Raw genomic sequence first — 22,099 nt, 5'->3', positions numbered from 1 at the left:
CGATGGCGACGTTCGGCATCGACCTGGGCACGACGCACTCCTGCATCTCCTACGTCGACGAGACCACCCGCCCGGTGATCGCCAAGAGCGCGATCGGCGAGGACACCACGCCGTCGGTGGTGTACTTCGAGCGGCCGGGCAGCGCGCTGGTCGGCACCGCGGCGAAGAACTCCGCGCTGCTCGCGCCGCACCTGGTGGCGCAGCTGGTCAAGCGGGACATGGGGCGCGAGGGCGTCGAGTTCACCTACCACCGCGAGCGGTACACGCCGGAGAAGATCTCCGCGCTCGTCCTGCGCGAACTCGCCCGCGCCGCCGAGGAGAACACCGGGCTCGAAGTCCGGGACGTGGTGATCACCGTGCCCGCCCACTTCGGCATCGCCGAGCGCGAGGCCACCCGCCGGGCCGGGGACATCGCCGGGCTGACCGTGCTGGACGTGCTGGCCGAGCCGGTCGCCGCCGCACTGCACCACCACGTGCTCGACGACGCTCCCGGGACGCGGCACGTGCTGGTCTACGACCTGGGCGGCGGCACCTTCGACACCACGGTGATCCGGGTGTCCGGCGATGACGTCCAGGTGGTGTGCACCGACGGCGACGGCGAGCTGGGCGGCGCGGACTGGGACCAGCGGATCGTGGACCACCTGCTCGGCACCTTCCGCGAGGCGCACCCGAAGCTGGACCCCAGCGCCGACGAACTGGCCATGCAGGAGTTCGCCGACCGGGCCGAAGAGGTCAAGAAGGCGTTGAGCGCCACGATGTCCCGCAACGTCGCGCTGCGCGCCTCGGGCGCGGCGGTGAACGTGAAGTTCACCAGGGAGCTGCTGGAGGAGCTGACCGCCGACCTGCTCGACCGGACGATGACGATCACCGGGCGGATCATCGACACCGCCCGCCGCAAGGGCGTCGAGCGGTTCGACGAGGTGCTGCTGGCCGGTGGCATGACCCGGATGCCCGCCGTCTCGGCCGCGCTGGAGAAGCGGTTCGGGCTGACCGCGCGGTTGTCCGAGCCCGACCTCGCGGTCGCCAAGGGCGCCGCGCTGTTCGCGCTGATCAAGCAGGCCAAGAGCGGGTCGGCCCGGCAGCTGGGCATCACCGAGGCCGATGCCGCGGCGATGGCCAGGAAGCGGGTGGCGACCGTGGTGCCCCGGGCGTTCGGGGTCAAGGCCGTCGATCCGCGCGATCCGCTGGCGCTGACCGACCCGATCCGGGCCCGGCAGATGGTGGCGCACCTGCTGCAGCCCAACACCCAGCTGCCCGCCGACACCGGCCCGTTCCCGTTCCAGACCGCCATCGACAACCAGCGGATGGCCGAGATCGAGGTCTGGGAGCAGGCCGGCCCGGATCCGTCCGACGAACTGGCCGACAACACCAAGGTCGGCCACGGCATGCTCACCGGCATCCCGGCGCGACCGGCGGGCTGCCGGATCGAGATCACCTTCGCCATGTCCGAGACCGGCGAGCTCACCGTGCACGCCAAGGAACTGGAGACCGGCAACGACGTGCGCTTCGAGCTCAACATCGGCGGCGCGGACCGCAAGTCCGTGGCCAGGGCGCGCACCGACATCGCCGGTCACTCCGTCAGCGGTTAGGAGAGCGATTCCAGTGGAAGCAGGGAGGTCGCGGTGAGCCAGCAGAAGATGTTGGACGCGCTCACCGCCGAGTGGGACGACGTGGTGGACCGGCTGGACCCGGAGACGTTCACCAGGCTGGTCTCGCTGATCGCCGAGTTGCAGGACGCCGATGCCGACACCGCCGCGATGGTCACCGAGGACATCGCGTCGCTGCTCGGCGGCGTGCTGCCCGTGGAGCACCCGGTGCGGCGGGCGCTGGCCGAGCCGGTGTCCCGGTTCCGCCGCTCCGAGGTGGACTGGACCGAGGTGAGCACCGGACTGCGCGACCGGCTGACCGGTTCGGCGCCGAGCCCGCGGCTGGACCAGCTGCTCGCGGCGGAATCGCTCGACGCGCAACAGCTCTCGGCCGTCGGGGTGGATCCGGCCGATCCGGATCTGATCCGGCTGCCCGCCGAGGGCGGTGACCGGTTCCCGGCGTTCCAGTTCGACGCGGACGGCACACCGCGCGCGCTGGTGCGCACCGTGAACCGGCACCTGCGGGCCGCCGAGGACCCGTGGGGCGCGGCGGACTGGTGGCTCGGCCCGAACGACTGGCTGGGCGGGATCCCGGCGCGGCTGATCGGCCGGGTCGACGACGCCGCGCTGATCGACGCCGCCCGCGACGAGTCGGCGGAGGTGTGAGCATGCCGCAGGCCACTCCGCCTCAGCAGTACGAGGCCACGCCCAACCGCTACGTCCTGCGCACCGACACCGCGCTGTTCCGGCTCCACGAGCGCAAGCGGCACGCCGCCGAGTTCAAGCCCGCGCACGTGAGCTTCGGCTCGCCGGGCGGCCGGTTCGACGGCACTCCGGAAGACCCGTTCGCCAGCTACTACGCCGGATTGCACGTGACGACGGCGTTGGCCGAGGTGCTGCTGCGCAACCTCGGTTTCGGCGCCGACGGGCAGCGGTTGATCCGCCGCGCGCAGATCGCCGGGCGGCGGTTCAGCGCGGTGCGCGCGAACCGGGAGCTGACGCTGGTCAGCCTGCTGGACGCACCGGATCTCGCGGCGGTGGCGCAGGATTCCTGGCTGGTCGACGCCGAGGGCCGCGACGCCTACCCGCACACGCGGCGGTGGGCGGTGTGGATCCGCTCGCAGGCGCCCTGGGCGGACGGGCTGATCTGGCCGTCCAAGCGGGACACCGGCAAACCCGCCGTGGTGCTCTTCGGCGACCGCTGCGCCGATGCGCTGGCGGACGCCGAACCGGAGCTGCAGATCGACCTGGACACGCCGATCGGCGAGGCCTGGCTGACCAAGATGCTCGCCCCGTACCGCGCCGGAGTCGCGCCGAGCCCGAACTAGTCGAGCACGAAGGGGCTTCGCGCTCGCGCCCTGCTCCGGATGTCCTCGGGCAGCTCCGGGACGTCCACCAGCCGCGGCAGCAGTTCGGGCTGCGCGGTCACCGCCCGGAACACCATCCCGACGGTCACGTCGTGATCGGGCCGGTGCTCGACCTCGATGGTGTCCCCGGTGCTGATGCTCCCCGGCGTCACCACGCTCAGGTAGGTGCCGGGAACGGCGCGCTGGACGAAGGTCTTCACCCAGCCGCGGCGGCCCAGCCACACGGCGAACGTGCGGCACGGGATGCGGGGCACCGTCACCTGGAGCACGACGTCGCGGCCGATCCGCCACCGCTCCCCGATCACCGCGCCCGTGACGTCCACGCCGCTCGTGGTGAGGTTCTCGCCGAACGCACCGCACCGCAGCGCACCCAGCTCGGGCTCCCACCGGTCGAGGTCTTCCCGCGCGTAGGCGTGGACGGCCTGGTCCCGGCCGCCGTGGTTGGCCGTGTCGCAGATCGTGTCACCGGCCAGCCCGCTGCCGCCGGCTCCCGGCTCCCGCACCGCGACCGGGGTGCGCACCGGGCGCTTGTCGATCCCGCTCCGCCCGGACTTCGCGGCGATCGGACGGGCGATTCCGACGTTGACCGAGAGCACGAACATGCCCGAACGCTAGGCGCGCGGCCGGTACCCGATCAAACGGTTTTCCGGGCGGAAGTTCAGCGCTGGGACCAGGTTCCGCCGTGTTGGAGGTGCAGCCACTCGCGCGCCCAGGCGCGGGCGCTGATCCGGCGGGCGAAGCCCTGGGTCGCCCTGATCAGGGCGAAGCAGGACAGCTCCGCCACCAGGAGGACCAGCAGGGCGGCGAAGATCGCCGAGGTGGTGATCGAGCCCGAGCTGGGCGGTTGCGGGACGCGGTCGCCCGCTTGGTCGACCCACACCGTCACCGTCTCACCGGCCGTGGCGTTGGCCGGGACCTGGACGTTCGCGGTGTGCGTGCGCAGGCCGATGCGCCACTCCGCGACGGCGGTGGAGCTCAGGGAGTCGTGGCTGTAGACCTCGGAGACCGGGATGTTCATCTCCGGCCCGGTGGCCAGCACCGCCTCCACGGGCCGGGTGGTCTCCGCGGATTCCGCCGCGCGCCGGGTGAGATCGGTGTGCAGCGAGGCGCCGAACATGCCCGCCACCGGGACCATGATCAGCGCTGCCATCAGCAGCAGGACCGTGATCCCCGCCGCGAGCCGGTCGATCGGCCTGCGCAACGGGTTCCGCTTCACACCCAGCGCGTTCACCAACCAAGCTGCGTGCGCTTGCAGCGCCGCGACCATGCCAACCTCCAGACGGTGCACCGTTGCGCCGCGGACCACCCTCGCGTGGTCGTGCTCCGATGGTTGTGCGCGGCAACCTCCACCTGAAGTATCCCCGCCCAGGGCTTCATTGTTATCGCAACGTGACCACCCATACACCAACGGTGCAGCGGATCACGTCGTCACCATCGGGCATTCCGGGAATCCAGCGGCATTCCCGACGCCCGGTCAGGAGAAGAACGCCGTGAAGAACCCGCTGAGCGCCGAGTAACCGCTGAGCAGCAGCGCGATCGCGAAGGCGCCCACCAGGGCCCAGCGGAACGCCAGGTAGCCGGTCGGTGGCCGATCGTTCATGCGGTTCCGCCTCTCCGCGAATCACAGTGGTGGTAACGGCTGGGATCGATCTCACGTCTCCAGGGTTCCCGTGGCTGGGTCACGTCACGGTCCCCTGAGGCGCGGTTGATCAGGACTGGCTGCTCATGCGGTTCCGCCTCTCCGCGAATCACAGTGGTGGTAACGGCTGGGATCGATCTCACGTCTCCAGGGTTCCCGTGGCTGGGTCACGTCACGGTCCCCTGAGGTGCGGTTGATCAGGACTGGCTGCTCATACCGCTTCCGCCTTCTTCTCGTCGCCCAAGGGGAATCCGCCGCGGCCGAGCAGCCACCGGAACGGCGCGGCCGGGGTCATCCGGTGCCCGGGCCGGGTGCCGAGGACCGAGGACACCACGAAGAAGCGGACCTCGGCGAAGTCCCGCTCCGCCGCGAGCACCAGGTTGTCCAGGCCCGCGGTGACCAGCCACTCCCGGACCGCGCCCGCGCACAGGTCCGCCGCCCACGGCACGTCGGTCAGCAGGTCGGCCTTGACCACCGCGATCGCCAGCGCGCGCTTGCCGGTCTCCACGCCGTAGTCGCGCAACCGCCGCGCCGTGACGTGGTAGACCTGCTCGGGATCGCCGCTGGCCGGGTGGGCTTCGGCGAGCCGCGATTCCAGGTGGCCGCCGAGCTGGTCGCGCACCCGGCCGATGGCGAACGGGTCGATCACGAACACCAGCCCGCCCGCGTGGTCGAGGAACTCCAGCTCGCTGTTGTCCTCGCGGTCCAGGAAGAACTCGCCCGCCGCGTCGAACAGGTGCAGCAGCGCCTGCCCGCGGGGCTTGACCAGCTGCACGGTGATCGCCGCCGGCAGCTGCCCGGCCGGGGTCTTGGTGGTGTCGGCGCCGCTGCTGATCAGCTGTTCGCCGTGCTCGAAGGCCTGCCTGCTGGTGTCGTCGACGAAGTCCGTCCGGACGCCCTCGGCCGCCGCCAGGTCCCGCAGGGTCACCAGGCCCGCGTGCACCAGCCGCGTCTTGCCCGCCGACACCGGGCCGAACACCGGCACCCGGATGTCGGTGACCGCGCCGGAGCCGCCGCGCAGCGGCCGGTCGCAGCGCTGGCAGCGCCCTTCCAGGTGCTTGGACGCCCGCAGCACCGTCGTCGGCAGCCGCTGGCCGCAGCCGCACCTGCGCCGGACCGCGCCCAGCAGGCCGGGCCGGATGTCGTGGTGGACCGCCTGGCAGCCGTCGCACCGGTAGGCGGGCACGGCCATCACGTGGTAGCAGGTCGGGCAGCTGGCGCTGGCCCGGCGCAGTCCTCGCACGGTGTTGTCGTAGCCGCGCATGATCCCGATCGCGGTGCCCCAGCCGATCCAGCCCAGCAGCAGCACCACGGCGCCGAAGAGCAGGCCCTGGAGCGCGCCCAGCGCCCCGCCGAACAGGACCGGCGGCCCGAAGAAGACCATCAGCCCGACGCGGAACCACCGCTGCGCGCCGAGCTGTCCGCGCCCGAACGCCCACCGCCAGCCGCGGGCGACCAGCCCGCCCCAGCCGCGGAGGATCGCCATCAGGTCGCGGCGCCACTGCGCGACCAGGTAACCCGGCCAGGCCCGGTCCCGCGGGAACGGCCCGTGCTGCGCGCGCATGCCCGCCGTTCCGCCGACCACGTGGTCCGGGGTGACCAGGACCGGTCGCTCGGGGCCGCGGCCGAACAGCGTCAGCGCCGCGGTGACCAGGGCCGTGCCGGCACCGGCGAGCGCCAGCAGCGGCGACAGCGCGGTGACCACCGCCGACATCAGCATGAGGGCGAACATGCCGCCGAACAGCACCGCGGCGGCCAGGACCAGGTACGGCACGGTCAGCGCTCCCGTCTGCCGAAGAACCGCCGTGCGACCTGACGGGTGCGCGCCGGTTTCGGCTTGCGCTGGGCGGTGTCCCGCAGCCATTCGTGCCAGCCCGAGGCGTAGTCGGCCCCGACACCGCGCAGGAGCTTGCTGATGCGCCGGAAATCGGCCTGCTTGTGCGCGTGCATCCAGGCTTCCAGCTCGCGCCCGAAGGCCGCGCGGACCGTGCCGGTGGTGTCGTCCGACCAGCAGATCACGAACGCCAGCATCACGGCGCGATCCCGCTGGTCGGGTTCGGTGCTCTCGTCGTTCCACACCGCGGGCAGCTCGCGGACCAGGGTCTGCTGGAGCTGGTCGCCGCTGCTGACCACCAGTGCCGGCGAGTCCGGCGGCGGGCCGGCGAGCAGCGCTTCGACGACCTGCCCCGCGCGCGCGGCCAGCACCTGCTCCGCGATGTCGCCGGGGCTGCCCGCTTCCGCGCCCTTCCGGCGGAGGGTGGCCAGCCAGGCGCGCAGGCGGCCGTCGTCCTCCCACAGCTTGCGCAGGTCCTGCCGGTCGCCGAGGTGGTGGCTGAGCACCCGCAGCACGTCGAGGTAGCGGCCGGAGACCTTGGCCTTGCCCAGCACGCCGAAAGCCCGCTGCGCCAAGGCGTCCGACACCGCCGTGGAGGGCAGCTCCGCGAGGAAGGCGGACAGCTCCACCAGCGTGGGCGCGGAATCGCCGAACAGCGCGTCGTACACCGCTTCCCCGGTGCCGGGTTGTTCGGGCTTGCGCAGCCGCTCGCGGAACATCTCGACGGTCTTCTGCCGCACCGGGCCGCCTGCGGCCACCGCGGCGGAGGCGACCAGGGCGTCCAGCGGCATGAACGGATCGCTGATGGTGGGAGCGAGCAGTCGCCACCAGCGCTCCTTGACCGCCGCGGCGACCTCGTCGCGCCACGGCCCCTCCAGCCGCAGCGACAGCACATCGCGCAGCAGGTCGACGAACTCCGCTCCGCACGTCCAGCTCGACGGGTCGACCTCGGCGTGCGGGTGCCGCGCCCACCAGTCCACGAATCGCGCGGCCGGCTCGGCGAAGTTGCCGAGCCGCGGCTGCACGTCGAAGCGGGCCGCCGTGCGCAGCAGCAGGTCCATCCGCTCCGGCAGCACCGCGCCCGCCGCGCCCTCCACCAGCCGCGCGGCCCGCTCCGCTTCGTCCGAGCGCCACCGGCGCGCCGCCAGCGGGGCCCGGTTCTCGGCGGACGTACCGCGGACGATCTCGCCGATCTCCGCGCGCAGCAACGCGAACCGCACCTTCCCGGCCTGCTCCAGGTCGGTCGCGGCGAGCCGCGCCAGCACGGGCACTCCCGGTTCGGCGGCCAGCACGGCGGCCAGCACCGGTTCCAGCACGTCCGCGGGGGACACCGGGGGCGGCGCGGCCAGCCACTCGGCCAGGGCCATCGCGGATTCCTGGCCGGACACCGGCTCCTCCAGCGCCAGCACGCCGGCGGCCAGCCGGTCACCGGTGCTCGGGCGGTCCGCGCCGCGGCCGCGGGCGAACTGGTGGGACAGCTCGATCGCGTCCACCACGTCGTAGGGATCGGCGCGCAGGAAGCGCGAAACCCAGTGCAGCGCGGAATCGCTGGCCTCGGCCTCCCGGTGCTTGCCGGTGACCAGGTTGAAGACCGTGAAGTCGGTGTGCCGCTCCGGTTCGGCCAGCGAGCCCGCCCAGTCCGGGTGCAGCGCCAGCACCTCCTGCTCGCTGAACTGCGGGTTGGTGGCGAACACCCGGAACCCGACCCGCAGCGCCCGCTCCTGCGGCAGCAGCAGCGTCGCGGCGGCGATCCAGCGCATCACCGCGGCCGGGTCCTCGCTGATGAACACCACGCGCGGTGCGCCGTCGTCGTGCACCCTGTCCACCGCGGAATGCACTGCGAGCAGCCATAATTCGCCGTTCTGCTGGCCCAGCACCCACTCCCGCAGCGCTTCCACGCCGAACGGCCCGGCCTCCGGTTCGGCGGGCACGGCGGGGCATTCGGTGCTCGGCGCAGGCTCGGTCACCCACCACGGCGCCTCCCACAGCTGCGCAGGCCGGATCGGCCCGTAGAGCTGGGCGTCGGTGGCGACCAGCGCGTGGGTGAACTGGTTCCCCTCCCGCACGCCGCCCGTCTCCGCGCCCAGGTACACGCCGCGAGCGGTCGCGTAGACGCCGTTGTGCACGTGGACCAGCGACGGCGGGTACTCCTCGACCGGGCGCTTCTCCCGCATCCAGCCGACCGGTGCCTCGTACAACGTCGAGCGCTGCACGACGGTCATCATCTCGTCGGTGGTGTCCGGCGACACCGCCTGGAACTGGAACCCGGCGCCGCCGCGCAAGCCCTGACCGGGACCGCAGTCGGTGTAGTACAGCGAGTGGAACTCCCGCGCGCTCATGCCCGGCTCCGTTCGATGACCTTGAAGTTGCTGAGCAGCCACAGCAGTGGTTCGTCCACGCGGAACGGTCGCACACCGGCCGGATCGATCTGCTTGCTGCCGTAGTCGGGTTCCGCGCCGAGCGCGGACACCGCGAAGTAGCGGAACGTCCGGTAGTGCGCCCGCAGGTGGGCGTCGATGTCGTCGGCCCCCAGCTCGGCCAGCAGCGCCCGCAGGTGCTCGTCGGCGTCCTGACCGGCTGCTTCGTCGTACTCCGGGCCGGTGCGCGGCGGGCGCAGCAGCGGGTGGTTCGCGCCGAGCATCCCGAAGAAGGCGTCGATCTTGGAGAAGACCACCGCGATCGGCGTGCGCACCTGCTTGCCGTCGCCGAGACCGGTGCTGGAGCGCAGCATCTCGGTCACGCGGTTGAGCACGTTGATCGGCGGTTCGGTGTCGCGACGGCCCACGTCGGGCACCGCGATCCGGTCCGCCGCGCCGGGCAGCTGGAACGGGTCGAGCAGCACCACCAGCCCGTCCGAGGCGGTCAGGTAGGCCTGGCTGTTGACGAACTCCTGGGTCGTCATGTCCTCGCCCGCCGCGTCGTAGAACGACAGCGTGGTGGTCTTGTACACCCGCTTGCCCAACTGGGTGCGCGGCTGCCGCCACTGCATCACCAGCGGCGTCCGGATGCCGTCGGCCGAGCTGGTGGTGGACTCGAACAGCGACTGGTCGCCGAACAGCGCCTGCTCGTAGCGCTCCAGCCACTGCGCGGTGCCGACCCCGGCCTGCTCACCGGTGAAGGCGATGTCGGCGTCGAAGCGGCGGCGGACGGTGTTGCGGAGCTCGTGCACCAGCACGGTGGTGTAGACGGTCTTGCCCGCGTTCTTGCCGCCGACCACGCCGATCAGCGGGCTGCCGCCGTCGGCGAAGTTGGCGGGCAGCGGCGTGTGGCAGACCGGGCAGGCGCGGATCCCGCTGCTGGTGCCGCAGTCCGGGCAGTCGGCCTTGCGCGGGCTGCGGCCGAAGCGGCCCGGTGCGGTGAAGGTGGGCCAGGTGGTGGCGGCGTAGCCGGTCAGCCGCTGGCGCTCCGGGTCGACGGCCTTGCGGCACTTCTCGCGGCCCGGCGCCGGGCGACCGGTGCACTGGAACCGCAGGTTGCCCACCGGGAACCGGTGGTAGCAGTACGGGCACGCGACCTTGGCCATCTAGTCTTCCCTGCGCTCGTTGCGTTGTGCGGTACGCGATTTCAATGGAAATTCGATGTCAAATTTCCATTGAAATCGCGGAAGTCGGTTGCCGGTGCGGCTGGCGCACCGGGCCGCTGCCGGGGACACTAGGTCACCTTCAGCTGGGTGACGGGTGGATCGACCAAGTCGATACCGGGTGTTGACACGAAGCAGCGCAGCCAGAACGGTTTCCGCCGCGGGAGCTCCACGGTGATCTCGACCGGGTCGTCGATCCGGTGCACCGCCCGGTGCGCGACGTTGCCGTCGTCCGGCTGCTGCGGCATGACGCGTCCCGGCGCGATGACCACCACCACCTCGCACTCCGGCACCGGGAGATCGCTGGTGAGCAGGATGCGCGCGCTGCTCGGCCCGAACAGCCGGTTGCGCCGTTCCACCTGGTAGCCGACCTGCGCGGGCGGTCCGCTGACGACCAGTTCGCCGGGGTTGGAGCGGTTCTCCCCGTCATCGGCGGTGGCGATCGAGACGACTCGCACGCGCGTCTCGCCCGGCCCTGCGTCGATCCGGCAGCCGCCGTCGTCGGTGTACTGCTGCCGCGTCAGCCGACGCGACCCGCCTTCCCAGGTCACCTCGGCCATCCGCACGCCGTCGGGCCACACCCAGGACAGCACGAGCTCCCGCCCGAAGTGCCGCCCCTCCAACGAGGTCACCGGCGGCAGCGTCGGCACGACCCGCGCGCGGTGCCGCACCGCGACGGCCTCCGCGCGCAGCTCGGTGCCGTCCGCGCGCCGGTAGCGCGCCGTCAGCAGGTACGCGCAATCCACCTTTGTGTCCACAGTGGAATCGCGAAACGCGTTCCGGCCGCTGGTCGCGACCGGGACCTCGCCGGAGTCGTCCCGCCGCACCACGTCCACGCCGACGGCGTCGCGGTGCAACTTCCAACTGCCCTCGACCGCACCCGAGCGGACCGAGATCTGCACCGCGTGCACCGGCGGCAGCACCTCGACGAGCACCGCGGCCGGCCGCGACCACGCCCCGTCGGGCTCCGCCGCGAACACCGCGTACCCCGCGGCCGTCCCGGCCGCCGCGGCGGTGTCCACCACCGCGGTCTCCGCCCCCTCCGCGACCACGTCGCCGTCGGCGGCGTCGCCGGGCGTCCGCCCGCTCCGCCGCACCACCCGGTACCGGGTGCTCACGCCGTGGTCGGGCTGCGCCCGCCACGACAGCCGCACCCCGAGCCCTTCCGGCTGCGCCGTCAGCTCCGCCACCGGGCTCACCGGGATGCGCCGCACCTCCGCCGCTATCGCGTCGTCGTCGGCGGCCAGCCGCGATGCTTCGGTCAGCTGCCTGCGCGCTTCGCCTTCGGCTCCGCGCTCCAGCGCGCGATGCGCCGCTTCGCGCAGCGAGCGCACCTGCTCGGCGTGCCGGTCGACGGCCGCTTTCGCGGCTGCCGCCTCCTCGGCGTCGGCGATGCCGGCCAGCGCTTGCTGGGCGGCCACCAGGTGCCCGGCGGCGAGCAGTTCTGCGACCTTGGCCAGGCCGCTGACCTCGATCTTCGTCGCTCCGGTTTCGCTGAGCACGCTCACCACGGCTTGCCGGGCTTCGCCTTCCTCCAGCCCGGACTGGCGCAGCACGCGCAGCAGCGCACTGGCGGGCGCGCCGTTCTCGCGGAGCCTGCGCACGTCGTCGAGCAGGTGGTACAGCGCCAGGAGCCGCAGGTCGGTGCGCCCGGCCGCGGTGTTGACCAGTCCGAGGGCTTCGCGCGCGGCGCGGTTGCCGGAACGCCGGTTCTCCCGGTCGACGGCCGCCTGCACGGCTTTCGCGCTCAGGCCGTCGGGACGTGCCGGGGTGCTGCGGAATTCGGTGAGCAGCGCGAAGCCGGTGAGCTTGCCGTGCAGCAGCTCGGGAAGTCCGGTGACCTCGGCGTCGGCCAGCAGTTCCTTCAGCCTGCGGAACAGGGTGTCGGGCAGCCCGGAGGTCTTCGGCAGGTCCAGCGGGACCGCCGTCCGCACCTTGGCCTTGGCCAGCGCCTCGTCCACCTCGGGCGGTGCGAGCTGGCCGAAGGCTTCGCGCATCGCCTCCAGCTGGCCCGGCGTGATGAGGCCGAGTTCGCCGAAGTTCGACTTGAGCATCTGGGCGAGCTCGTCGATCTGGGCCTGCCCGGCGGCCGCCCGGTCGTCGTGCCGCGCGCGCCACCACGACATCCGCGACATCTTGTCGCCGTGCTCGCGGCGCAGTTCCTCGTCCTCGCGCAGGAACGCCTTGTAGACGCTGGTGGTGAAGCTGGACTTCGCGGTGGACTGGGCGCTCTTGTTCCAGTGCGAGCGCACCTGCGACAACCGCTGCGCCACGTCGGCGTCGGAGAAGTCCGGCCCGATCGCGTACCGGGTCAGCAGGTCGTCCGGTAATCGACCGCTGCGCCCCCGCAGCGGTCGGACCACGTCGCGCTCGTAGGCCTTCGGATCGAAGGGTTGCACAGTCCCGCCTCTCCGCAGTTCCGCCTCTCCGCGATTCACAGTGGTGGTTGCGTTCTGCGGTTGATCTTGCGTTGGGCGGTTTCTTGTGGCTGGTTTGCGTCACGGTCCCCTGAGGTGCGGTTGATCAGCACTTGGGTTGACATGGCTATCCGTCAGCCGGAGACGGTGATGCCTGCGATCTTTCGCTTGGCGTCCCTGACCTCTTCGTCGCTGCGGACGCTGACCCGCACCTTGATGTCCAGCGAATTGCCGGTCGACGGTTCGGTGGCGGTCAGCTCCAGCAGGCCCTCGTCGTCCACGGTCATGCGGATGTCCACCGGGGATCCGGCGGGCATCGGCGGCAGTCCGTCGATGACGCCCTTGCCCTCGCTGATCTCCTTGTTCTCCGACAGGTCCGGGCCGGCGACCACACCGGACTGCTCGTAGAGCTCGATGTTCACGCCGGTCTGGCCCTCCTCGACGGTGAACGCCTCCAGCCTGCGCTCCTCGGTGGGCAGCGAGTCGTTGGCGTGCACCAGGTGCCGGACCAGGAACCGCTCGGGCTTGTTGCGCCAGTCCGGGTCGGAGGTGTCGACCAGCTTCACGCCGAAGGCCTTGGGCAGCACGTTGCGGGTCTGCTTGGCGGCCAGGTTCTCCAGCGCGCGCTCGGAGATGCCGGTCTGCCTCGCGACCGTGCGCACCGCCTCGGACACGCCCGCGGCGCCCTCTTCGGCGGCCTCCCGGTGCACCACGCGGCCCAGCGCGTAGAGCGCGGCGCCCTTGGCCACGGCCAGGTCCGGGTCGTGCAGCTTCGGGTCCCAGCCGAACTCGGCGCGCAGCCGCTCGGCGACCGCGGGCATCTTGGTGGCACCGCCGACCAGCAGCACCTCGTCGATCTTCGCGCCGGGCTGCTTGGACTCCAGGGTGCCCAGCGTGCGCCGGACGATGTCGACCGTCTTGTCCAGCAGGTCCCCGGTCTCGGTCTCGAACTGCGCGCGGGTCACCTCCACCCGCGCGCTGACCCCGGCGCCGCGCAGCGCGACCGCGCGGGATTCCGCCTTGGACAGCTGCTTCTTGGTGTCCTCGGCGGTGGTGGCCAGCGACTGCAGGAACTCCTCGTCGTCCTCCACCTCGGTGCCCTCGGGCGCCTGCTCCTGGAACTTCGCCAGCAGGTGGTTGCGCAGCCGCAGGTCCCAGTCCGCACCGCCGAGGTGGTCGTCGCCGTCGGTGCACACCACCACGATCTCGTCGGTGGACACCCGGATCACCGTGGTGTCGAAGGTGCCGCCGCCCAGGTCGTAGACCAGGATCGTCTTGTCCTCGGCCCCGGTGGTCGCCTCGTAGTGCAGCGCGGCGGCCACCGGCTCGGGCACGATGCCGATCACGTCGAGCCCGGCGATGGTGCCCGCCTGCTTGGTGGCGCTGCGCTCCTGCATGCCGAAGTAGGCGGGCACGGTGATCACCGCGCGCGTCACCTCGCCACCGGTGTGCGCGGCGGCGTCCTGCGCGAGCTGCTTGAGGATCAGCGCCGAGATGGACTCCGGGGTGTAGGTGCTGCCGTCGAACTCGAACTCGGCGTCGCCGCCCATCTGCCGCTTGATCAGCGACACCACCCGGTCCGGGTCGATGATCGCGGAGTTCTTCGCCACCGAGCCGACCACCACGTTGGACTCGTTCTCGAAGAACACCACCGACGGCGTCGTCTCGCTGCTGTCGGTGTTGCGGCACACCGAGGGCCTGCCCGTCTCGTCGACGTAGGCGATGGCCGAATAGGTGGTGCCCAGGTCGATGCCGAACACCTGCAGATCGCCGTCAGACATCAGCGTTCATCCCCTCAGCTCGCGGGCTGTCCCCGGTGGTCGCGCTCCAGCGGTACACGTGCACGCGCGCGGGGACGGACACGCGGTCGGTCGTGGTGTCGAGGTAGCCGTCGGAGACCACCAGCGCGATCCGCTCGTGCTGGTCGGGTTCCTCGGCGGGCAGGATCTTGACGGCCCGGTGCTCGCGGGCGGAGAACTCGGCGCCGATCTCGGGCCGGATCGGAGCGCTGCCGCAGCGCTCCAGCGCCTGCTCCGCGCTCAACGCGAAGGACTCCAGCAGGTCGGCGACCTGCTCCCGGGTCGGTTCGGGCGGCAGGGCGCGGGCCTGGTGCAGCAGGTCCTTGCGGAGGTTCTGCAGGTCGGTGGTGATCGGGCGCAGCAGCAGGTTCTGCTCCCCGGCGCGCAACCGCTCCACCTCGGCGTGCAGCTTGTCGATGACGCGCTCCCGCGCGGCGGCCCGGTCGTGGTGCTCGCGGATCTGCTCGGCGAGCGCGGAAACCGCCCCGGTCAGCTCGGCGACCGGATCGGCCTCGGGTAACTCCTCGGCGGGCTCGTCCGGCGCTTCCGGATCAGCGGTTTCCGGCACCGCGGTTTCGGATTCCGCGGTGTCCGGCACCGCGGTTTCCGGCGCGTCGGCAGGCGCGAGGACCGCAGCCCCCTCGCGCTGATCGTCCTGCTCTGGCTCGTCGCGCATCGCTTCGCCCGCCTCGCTGCTCACCGTCGTCGCACGGGTGACCGGCCGGTTCGGTGACCGGATGATGATCACCAAGCCTAGCCCCGTCCCACCCGGACCGGAGTGGGATTTCGGCGAGTTCGACGGCGCGGCGGCGCGAACGGTTCCGCAGCCGCACGTTCAGAAAAAACCCGTGAGCGCTTTGGGGCGCCATAGCACCCCGAAACGCTCACGGGTCCTGACCTGCGAAAGCGAGTGGGCTGCGGCGATCGGGGCGATGACCGCCGCAGCCCGCGTGCTCACCGCAGGGCGAGCACGTCTTCGGTGTAGACCCGCCGCTCCAGGATCACGCCCTGCGCGAAGTTGCGCTCGACCTCGGCGATCTCCTCGGCGTTCGGGTTCGGGTTCTTGCAGGTCGGCCCGGCGCTGGCGCCCGACATCAGGTCCTCGCACACCCCGGTGCGGTTGTCCGGCAGGCCCAGGATGTGGCCGAGCTCGTGGGCCGCGATGCGCAGCGTGTCGTGCCCCTCGTTGACCGCCTGGCGGCCCATCCAGACCCGGCCCTTGCCGAGGCCGATGACCTCGGCGCGCGGCCAGCCGTTGTCAGCGAGCACCACGACGTCGGCGGCACCGCCGGTGGCCGGTTCGAAGCGCACGTTCTGCACGTGGTTGTTCCACACCTCCGCGCCCGCGGCCACCACGTCCTGGAACTCGGCGGCCTGGCTCGCGTCGTAGGTGACCACCCGCACGTTCGCCTCCGGGGCGGCCGAGGCCACCACCGGAACGCCCAGCGCGAGCAGGAATGCGATGAGCAGACCGACAACGGGCCGCAGCGTTCTGGGCAGGTTCATCTGCACCGACCTCCTTAGCCGTCCGGATCACGGTGCACCAGAACGTATTGCGGCCGGTCATCGCCGAGGCCGCGGTGGCGTAGAAATGCCACTGCGCGAATTTGCCGGATAGCCACCGGGGAAAAGGTGGGGAAAGCAATTCCGACACACCAGCGGCATGTCGTGCGGACCGGTTTCCGCTGGTGCGGACCGCATTTCCCAACCGCGCCGGAAAACCGGTGGCAGCAGCCGCGCGAACCGCTCCCGCTGCGCGACACTCGAACCGACCGAAGGAGGCAACCGGATGACCGACGAGCTCGAACCCGTGCCGACGGACTGGCAGCAGGCGCTGGCCATCGTCGCGCACCCCGACGACCTGGAGTACGGCTGCTCCGGCGCGGTCGCCGCCTGGACCGCCTCCGGCCGCGACGTCGCCTACCTGCTGGTGACCCGCGGGGAGGCGGGCATCGACGGCGTGGCACCGGCGGAGGCCGCACCGCTGCGCGAGCTGGAGCAGCACGCGAGCGCCGCCAAGGTCGGCGTGCACTCGGTGGAGTTCCTGGACCACCGGGACGGTGTCGTCGAGTACGGCCCGGAGCTGCGCCGGGACCTCTGCCGCGCGATCCGGGAGCACCGGCCCGGCCTGGTGATCACGCTCAACCACCACGACTCCTGGGGGCCGGGCAGCTGGAACAGCGCGGACCACCGCGCGGTCGGCCGGGCCGCGCTGGACGCGGTCGCCGACGCCGGCAACCGCTGGATCTTCCCGGAGCTCGTCGAGCAGGGCTACGAACCGTGGCAGGGCGTCCGCTGGGTCGCCGTCGCGGCCTCACCGCACCCGACGCACGCGGTGGACATCACCGACGTCCTGGAGCACGGGGTGGCCTCGCTGGCCGCGCACCAGACCTACCTGGAGGCCCTCAGCGACGAACCGTTCGAGGAGCACGCCCGCCGCATCGTGGTGGAATCGGCCCAGCAGCACGCGGACCGCTTCGGCGGCCGACCGTGCGTGACCTTCGAACTGATCGGAGCGGGATGATCGTCGACGCGCTGGACCAGGCCTGGCAGGCGTGGGCCGCCCTCGGCCGGGTGCTGGCCGGTGACCAGTGGCAGCGGCCGACCCGGCTGCCCGACTGGACCGTCCGGGACGTCTACGCCCACCACTGCGACTTCCCCGCGGGCACCGCGGCCGGGCTCGCGGCCCCGGAGCCGACCGCGCCGGTGAGCCACGCCGACGCCGCCGAGCTGCTCGCCTTCATGCAGCAGCCGGGCGGCATCGCCGACCAGACCTGCGAGGAGGTGCGCACCACGGCGATCCAGCGGGCCGGAGCGGGTGAGCTGGTCGAGCAGTTCACCGACCGCGCACCGGCGGTGATCGCCGCGCTGCGCGAGACGGACCTGGACCGCAAGGTCGACTACACGGGCTTCGCGGTGGTGACCGCCGGGGAGGCGCTGCGGATCTTCCTCATGGAGGCCGTCGTGCACTACTTCGACATCGCGACCGCGCTCGACCTGCCGGTGCCCGGTCCGATGGCCGGTTCCCCGCTGCGCGAGACGGTGCGGCTGCTGGCGGAGACGGCCGACCCGGTCGCGCTCGTCGACGCCGCCACCGGCCGCAGCACCCCGCAGGTCTTCCCGGTCCTGCACTGAGCCGCCCCGCACAGGTATGACATCGGGTAGTAACGCCGGTAGCATCGCGGTATGAAGGTGAGTGTGAGCTTGAGCGACGAGGACGTCACCTTCGTCGACTCCTACGCCGAGCAGACCGGGGCGCGCTCCCGGTCTGCGGTGATCCACCAGGCGATCAACATGCTGCGCACCGCCGAGCTGGAAGAGGCGTACGAGAGCGCTTGGGACGAGTGGGACGGCAGCGACGACGCGCGGCTGTGGGACGTGACGACGGCGGACGGCGTGGCCGATGCGCCGAGGTGACCTCTACTGGGTCGACTTCGAGCCGATCCGCGGGTCCGAGGCGAACAAGACCCGCCCCGCGGTGGTGGTGAGCAACGACGCGGCGAACCGCAGCGCCCAGCGCGCGAAGCGCGGAGTGATCACCGTGGTCCCGGTGACCACGAACATCGACCGCGTCCACCCGTTCCAGGTGCTCCTCCGGGCGGCCGACTGCGGATTGCCCAACGACTCCAAGGCCCAGGCCGAACAGGTCAGAGCGGTAGCGGTGAACCGGATCGGCAACCGGATCGGCACCCTCCCCCGGAACGCCCTCGCGGCCCTCGACAACGCCCTCCGGCTCCACCTCCACCTCTGACCAGCACGACGCAGGTCAGCACCGCGCAAAGCGAACGGGCCGCTCACCTCGAGCGAGGTGAGCGGCCCGTCGATCCGCCGTGGTGGGGCTCAGCCCAGCACCGGGAGGCCGATCGCGGCGTCCACCGCGATGGCCACGAACAGCAGTGCCAGGTACGAGTTGGAGAGGTGGAACAGCTTCATCGGGTTGACCGCGGCACCGTTGCGCACCGCGGTGTGCAGCCGCTGCGCGACTATCAGGAACGCCGCCCCGGCGAGCACCGCGAAGGCCACGTAGACCCAGCTGGTCACCGGCACCAGCAGCAGCGTGCAGGCCACCGTCGCCCAGCTGTAGGCCAGGATCCGCGCCGACACCTGGCGGGTGGTGGCCACCACCGGCAGCATCGGCACTCCGGCGCGCGCGTAGTCGTCCTTGTACTTCATGGCCAGCGACCAGAAGTGCGGGGGCGTCCACAGGAACACCACGCCGAACATCACCAGCGCCGGCCACTCCACGGTGCCGGTGACCGCGGCCCAGCCGACCACCACCGGCATGCAGCCCGCGGCGCCGCCCCACACGATGTTCTGCGAGGTCCGGCGCTTGAGCACCAGCGTGTAGACGAAGACGTAGAACAGGATCGCGCTGGTGGCCAGCACCGCGGCCAGCAGGTTCGCCCCGGCCCAGAGCACGCCGAAGGAGGCGATGCCGAGCACGATGCCGAAGATCAGCGCGTTGCGGCGCGGCACCTCGTAGCGCACCAGCGGGCGCTTCTTGGTCCGGTGCATCACCGCGTCGATGTCGGAGTCCGCGACGCAGTTGAGCGCGTTGGCGCTGCCCGCCGACATGGCGCCGCCGATCAGCGTCACGGCCACCAGCCACAGCGACGGAACACCGCGCTGCGCGAGGAACATCGCCGGGATCGTGGTGACCAGCAGCAGCTCGATGACGCGCGGCTTGGTCAGCGCGAAGTACGCGGCGATGACGCCGCGGCTGCGCCCGGTGGACGGCGCGGCTTCGGCGGGTGCGGACTCGTGGGTTGCTGTCATGAGGCCGGCGTTTCCTCCGCGCTCCGGGTGTGCGACTCGGTCAGCGGCTTGCCCGCCAACCGCAGCTCGTGCCACTGCGTCACCTTGCGCTCGGCGAAGAAGGCGCCGAACGGGATGGTGCCCGCGAGCAGCACCAGCAGCATGCGGCCGATCGCAACGCGCAGCTGGGTCGTGGCGACCACGGCGACGAGCAGGTAGACCATGTACAGCCAGCCGTGCGCGACACCGATCCGGAAGGTCCAGTCGGTGCCGAGCTGCTGGGTCGAGCTGCCCTCGTCCCACAACCCGGCGAAGTGGCCGTACTTGAGCACCATCGCGGCGCACAGGAGGATCAACAGCACCGCGGTGACGTACGCCATGATCCGGTAGAAGATCAGCACACCAGGCTTCACGCCAATCCCTCAATCCCGCCTCGTGCCTAGAAACACCGGTGTCAATAGACCGTACGCCACGCGAAACCGACACCCGCGCCGGACCTCGGCCAAGAGTGGCCCCGCCCACCATGCGCGGCCCTGGTTCGCACGGTGAAGGGCACCTTTAAGCAAGTAAGTTGCTAAAAGGTGCCCTTCACCGGGTCGGCTTCTCAGATCATCCGGTAGGACTTGGCGACCAGTTCGAAGGAGTGCAGCTTGGTGTCGCGGTCCGGGATGTTGGCCGTCAGCATGAGCTCCTGGACGCCGGTGCGCTCGCGCAGCTCGTCCAGGCCCGCGCGGACGGTCTCCGGCGAGCCGTAGACCGCGTCGTCCAGCCAGCTGTCGACGAAGCTCTGCTCCAGCTCCGTGTACGGGTGCTCGCGCGCCTCCTGGCGGGTGGGCTGCTTGCCGGGCATGCCGCGGCGCAGCCGGAGCATGCTCAGCGCGACCGGGCGCACGATGTCGAGCGCTTCCTCGTCGGTGTCGGCGGCGACCGCCTGCACGCCGATCAGCGCGTAGGGCTCGTCCAGCACCGCGGAGGGCTTGAAGGACTGCCGGTACAGGTCGAGGGCGGGCAGGGTGTTCTGCGCGCTGAAGTGGTGCGCGAAGGCGAACGGCAGGCCCAGCGCTCCGGCCAGCTGCGCGCTGAAGCCGCTGGAGCCGAGCAGCCAGATCGGCGGCACCTGCCCGTTGGGCACGGACTGGATCGCCGCGTACGGGTGGTCGATCGGGAAGTCGTCGCCGAGGAAGGCCATCAGCTCGCCGAGCTGCTGCGGGAAGTCGTCGGCCGACAGCGGGCCGGTGGTGCGGCGCAGGGCGCGGGCGGTCGCCTGGTCGGTGCCGGGCGCGCGGCCGATGCCGAGGTCGATGCGCCCGGGGTGCAGCGCCTCCAGGGTGCCGAACTGCTCGGCGACGACCAGCGGCGCGTGGTTGGGCAGCATCACGCCGCCGGAACCCAGCCGCAGCGTGCTGGTGTGGGCGGCGAGGTGCGCGATCACCACCGCGGGAGCGGAGCTGGCGATGCCGGGCATGCCGTGGTGCTCGGCCAGCCACATCCGCTGGTAGCCCCAGGCCTCGGCGCTGCGGGCCAGCTCGGTGGTGGTGCTCAGCGCGTCGGACGCGGTGTGCTGCACGCCGACGGTGGACAGGTCGAGCACCGACAGCGGTACCGGCGAGTCCCCGCGCGCAACGCCCTTGATCTGATCGGCGGTCGCGCTGCCGGCCTCGGCGCGCTCCGGAGTCGCATTGGTGTCCATCGAACGCTTGCAACCACCGCGCCCGCGGCGTTGTTCCCGCCTGTGCCCGTGATTACAAGCCGGGATCAGGCGAAGCTGACCGCCCGGTCGGGTTCGGCCGCCCGCGCGCGGCTGCGGCGGGTGAGGATCGAGTCGCGGATCTCGCCCGCGCGGACCGCGCCGTTGGACAGCAGCGACGAGGTCAGGCCGTGGGTGTGCTCGGTGCCGCCCTGCAGGTAGATCCCGCCCGGCAGCTCCGCGCTGGTGCGCATGCGGTAGTCGCGCTCCACCTGCAGGCGGCCCTGCTCGTCGCGCTCGCAGTCCTGCGCGGTGTCCCCGAGCAGCGGGAACGGGTCGCGGGGACGGCATCCGGTGGCGTACACCAGCAGGTCGGCGGCCAGCTCCGCGCGCTCGCCCGACGGCAGGAACTCGACGGTCACCGCCATGCCGCCGTCGCGGGTCGCGACGTCGCGGACCCGGGAGGCGTTGAGGATCCGCAGCCGCTGCTCGCCGCGCACCTTCTCCTGGTAGGCGCGGGCGTAGAGCTCCTCGATGAGGTCGAGGTCGACCACCGAGTAGTTGGTGTTGCGGTGGTAGTCCAGCAGTTCGCGGCGGACCTCGGGCGAGGCGTCGTGGAAGTCGTCGACCGCCTTCGGGTCGAAGATCCGGTTGGCGAACGGGCTGTCGTCGGCCGGGCTGTAGCCGTACCGGCTGAACACCGCGCACACCTCGGCGGCCGGGAACGTGCGGTGCAGGTACTCGGTGACCTCGGCGGCGCTCTGCCCGGCCCCGACGACCACGCAGCGGCGCGGCGCCTCGGTCAGCTCGCCGACGCGGTGCAGCAGGTCGAGGTTGTGCCACACCCGCTCGCCGAGCTCGGCCCCGGCGGGCAGGCTCGCCTCCAGCCCGACCGCGAGCACGACGTTGCGCGCCCGGTGCACCTCCAGCCGCCCGCCGTGGCGGACGACGACCTCGAAGTGCTCACCGGCCCGCTGCAGCTCGACGACCTCGGTGTCGTAGCGCACCAGTCCGGACACCCGCTCGGCCGCCCACTCCAGGTAGTCGTGGTACTCGACGCGGGTCGGGAACATCGTCTTGTGGTTGATGAAGTCGGCCAGCCGCTGCTTGGCGTGCAGGTAGCTCAGGAAGGAGAAGTCGCTGGCCGGGTTGCGCATGGTGACCAGGTCCTTGAGGAAGGACACCTGCATGGTGGTGCCCTCGATCAGCATCCCGCGGTGCCAGCCGAAGGCGGGTTTGCGCTCGAAGAACAGCCCGGAGAGCCGGTCGGCCCCCGGCGCGGTCCGGTTGTGCTCCTCCAGCGCGATGGCCAGCGCCAGGTTGGACGGCCCGAAACCGATCCCCAGGACGTCGTGGACTTCCTCGCTCGCAGACACGTTGTCCCCTCGCCTCGCTGGTGCCCCGTTTCCGGGCACGCGGATACGCCGGCGCAAAC

General features: G+C 71.7%; 21 protein-coding genes. 7 read left to right on the top strand and 14 right to left on the bottom strand.

Going from position 1 to position 22,099, the window contains the following annotated elements; all coding sequences use genetic code 11:
• Positions 1 to 2 precede the first annotated feature (2 nt).
• The 3 genes from OU416_RS20390 to OU416_RS20380 are packed head-to-tail and all read left to right on the top strand — an operon-like array spanning position 3 to position 2,914.
• A complete protein-coding gene (locus tag OU416_RS20390) occupies positions 3 to 1,589 on the top strand; it encodes an Hsp70 family protein (RefSeq protein ID WP_270928596.1) in 1,587 nt (528 codons plus the stop codon).
• A 33-nt stretch (positions 1,590 to 1,622) separates the two neighbouring features.
• Positions 1,623 to 2,252, top strand: a complete 630-nt coding sequence (locus tag OU416_RS20385; protein ID WP_270928595.1) for a hypothetical protein — start codon at positions 1,623 to 1,625, stop codon at positions 2,250 to 2,252.
• Between the two features lie 2 nt (positions 2,253 to 2,254).
• Positions 2,255 to 2,914, top strand: coding sequence for an RES family NAD+ phosphorylase (locus tag OU416_RS20380; RefSeq protein ID WP_270928594.1), 660 nt, complete (start codon positions 2,255 to 2,257; stop codon positions 2,912 to 2,914).
• Here the strand turns inward: OU416_RS20380 and OU416_RS20375 are convergent.
• The 10 genes from OU416_RS20375 to OU416_RS20330 form a co-directional block, all read right to left on the bottom strand.
• Positions 2,911 to 3,555: an MOSC domain-containing protein gene (locus tag OU416_RS20375; RefSeq protein ID WP_270928593.1), complete on the bottom strand. Its 645-nt coding sequence runs from the start codon at positions 3,553 to 3,555 to the stop codon at positions 2,911 to 2,913. The two genes, OU416_RS20380 and OU416_RS20375, sit on opposite strands and share 4 nt — an antisense overlap.
• Positions 3,556 to 3,611: 56 nt before the next feature.
• A complete protein-coding gene (locus tag OU416_RS20370; protein WP_270928592.1) occupies positions 3,612 to 4,220 on the bottom strand; it encodes an Rv1733c family protein in 609 nt (202 codons plus the stop codon).
• A 207-nt stretch (positions 4,221 to 4,427) separates the two neighbouring features.
• Positions 4,428 to 4,553: a hypothetical protein gene (locus OU416_RS20365; RefSeq protein ID WP_270928591.1), complete on the bottom strand. Its 126-nt coding sequence runs from the start codon at positions 4,551 to 4,553 to the stop codon at positions 4,428 to 4,430.
• Between the two features lie 250 nt (positions 4,554 to 4,803).
• A complete protein-coding gene (locus OU416_RS20360) occupies positions 4,804 to 6,366 on the bottom strand; it encodes a TRAFAC clade GTPase domain-containing protein (RefSeq protein WP_270928590.1) in 1,563 nt (520 codons plus the stop codon).
• 2 nt (positions 6,367 to 6,368) lie between these two features.
• Positions 6,369 to 8,765, bottom strand: a complete 2,397-nt coding sequence (locus OU416_RS20355; RefSeq protein WP_270928589.1) for a GTPase-associated protein 1-related protein — start codon at positions 8,763 to 8,765, stop codon at positions 6,369 to 6,371.
• Positions 8,762 to 9,949: a TRAFAC clade GTPase domain-containing protein gene (locus OU416_RS20350; RefSeq protein ID WP_270928588.1), complete on the bottom strand. Its 1,188-nt coding sequence runs from the start codon at positions 9,947 to 9,949 to the stop codon at positions 8,762 to 8,764. Before OU416_RS20350 ends, OU416_RS20355 begins: the two co-directional genes overlap by 4 nt.
• Positions 9,950 to 10,077: 128 nt before the next feature.
• Positions 10,078 to 12,405 carry a hypothetical protein gene (locus tag OU416_RS20345; RefSeq protein ID WP_270928587.1) on the bottom strand — a complete coding sequence of 776 codons (2,328 nt, stop codon included), beginning with the start codon at positions 12,403 to 12,405 and terminating at the stop codon, positions 10,078 to 10,080.
• 152 nt (positions 12,406 to 12,557) lie between these two features.
• Positions 12,558 to 14,204, bottom strand: a complete 1,647-nt coding sequence (locus OU416_RS20340; RefSeq protein WP_270928586.1) for an Hsp70 family protein — start codon at positions 14,202 to 14,204, stop codon at positions 12,558 to 12,560.
• On the bottom strand, positions 14,197 to 14,898 hold the full coding sequence (gene grpE / locus OU416_RS20335) for a nucleotide exchange factor GrpE (RefSeq protein ID WP_270928585.1): 702 nt from the start codon (positions 14,896 to 14,898) through the stop codon (positions 14,197 to 14,199). The genes OU416_RS20340 and grpE overlap by 8 nt, the downstream gene beginning before the upstream one ends.
• A 278-nt stretch (positions 14,899 to 15,176) precedes the next feature.
• On the bottom strand, positions 15,177 to 15,728 hold the full coding sequence (locus OU416_RS20330; RefSeq protein WP_270928584.1) for a snapalysin family zinc-dependent metalloprotease: 552 nt from the start codon (positions 15,726 to 15,728) through the stop codon (positions 15,177 to 15,179).
• A 283-nt stretch (positions 15,729 to 16,011) separates the two neighbouring features.
• Here OU416_RS20330 and OU416_RS20325 point away from each other — a divergent pair, with 283 nt between their 5' ends.
• From OU416_RS20325 to OU416_RS20310, 4 genes are read left to right on the top strand one after another with little or no spacing between them, the layout of a single operon-like run.
• Positions 16,012 to 16,746 carry a PIG-L deacetylase family protein gene (locus OU416_RS20325; RefSeq protein WP_270928583.1) on the top strand — a complete coding sequence of 245 codons (735 nt, stop codon included), beginning with the start codon at positions 16,012 to 16,014 and terminating at the stop codon, positions 16,744 to 16,746.
• Positions 16,743 to 17,357, top strand: a complete 615-nt coding sequence (locus tag OU416_RS20320; protein ID WP_270928582.1) for a maleylpyruvate isomerase N-terminal domain-containing protein — start codon at positions 16,743 to 16,745, stop codon at positions 17,355 to 17,357. Before OU416_RS20325 ends, OU416_RS20320 begins: the two co-directional genes overlap by 4 nt.
• Positions 17,358 to 17,408: 51 nt before the next feature.
• Positions 17,409 to 17,639, top strand: a complete 231-nt coding sequence (locus tag OU416_RS20315) for a ribbon-helix-helix domain-containing protein (RefSeq protein ID WP_270928581.1) — start codon at positions 17,409 to 17,411, stop codon at positions 17,637 to 17,639.
• Positions 17,626 to 17,973: a type II toxin-antitoxin system PemK/MazF family toxin gene (locus OU416_RS20310; protein ID WP_270928580.1), complete on the top strand. Its 348-nt coding sequence runs from the start codon at positions 17,626 to 17,628 to the stop codon at positions 17,971 to 17,973. The genes OU416_RS20315 and OU416_RS20310 overlap by 14 nt, the downstream gene beginning before the upstream one ends.
• An 89-nt stretch (positions 17,974 to 18,062) precedes the next feature.
• Here OU416_RS20310 and OU416_RS20305 read toward each other — a convergent pair whose 3' ends face one another.
• The 4 genes from OU416_RS20305 to OU416_RS20290 all read right to left on the bottom strand — a co-directional run bounded on the left by OU416_RS20305 (position 18,063) and on the right by OU416_RS20290 (position 22,040).
• Positions 18,063 to 18,998 (bottom strand): heme o synthase, encoded by a 936-nt coding sequence (locus OU416_RS20305; protein ID WP_270928579.1) that lies wholly within the window; start codon positions 18,996 to 18,998, stop codon positions 18,063 to 18,065.
• On the bottom strand, positions 18,995 to 19,390 hold the full coding sequence (locus tag OU416_RS20300) for a DUF3817 domain-containing protein (RefSeq protein WP_270928578.1): 396 nt from the start codon (positions 19,388 to 19,390) through the stop codon (positions 18,995 to 18,997). Before OU416_RS20300 ends, OU416_RS20305 begins: the two co-directional genes overlap by 4 nt.
• 191 nt (positions 19,391 to 19,581) lie before the next feature.
• The gene (locus OU416_RS20295; protein WP_270928577.1) at positions 19,582 to 20,667 is read right to left on the bottom strand and encodes an LLM class flavin-dependent oxidoreductase; all 1,086 of its coding nucleotides are present in this window, start codon (positions 20,665 to 20,667) and stop codon (positions 19,582 to 19,584) included.
• Positions 20,668 to 20,732: 65 nt separating this feature from the next.
• Complete coding sequence (locus tag OU416_RS20290; RefSeq protein ID WP_270928576.1) at positions 20,733 to 22,040, bottom strand: lysine N(6)-hydroxylase/L-ornithine N(5)-oxygenase family protein; 1,308 nt, start codon at positions 22,038 to 22,040, stop codon at positions 20,733 to 20,735.
• Positions 22,041 to 22,099 lie beyond the last annotated feature (59 nt).

The sequence above is a fragment of the Saccharopolyspora indica genome, from assembly GCF_027853965.1.
GTDB lineage: Bacteria > Actinomycetota > Actinomycetes > Mycobacteriales > Pseudonocardiaceae > Saccharopolyspora > Saccharopolyspora indica.
Note: the sequence above shows the minus strand (reverse complement) of the source record. Positions and strands in the feature narration are given on the sequence as shown.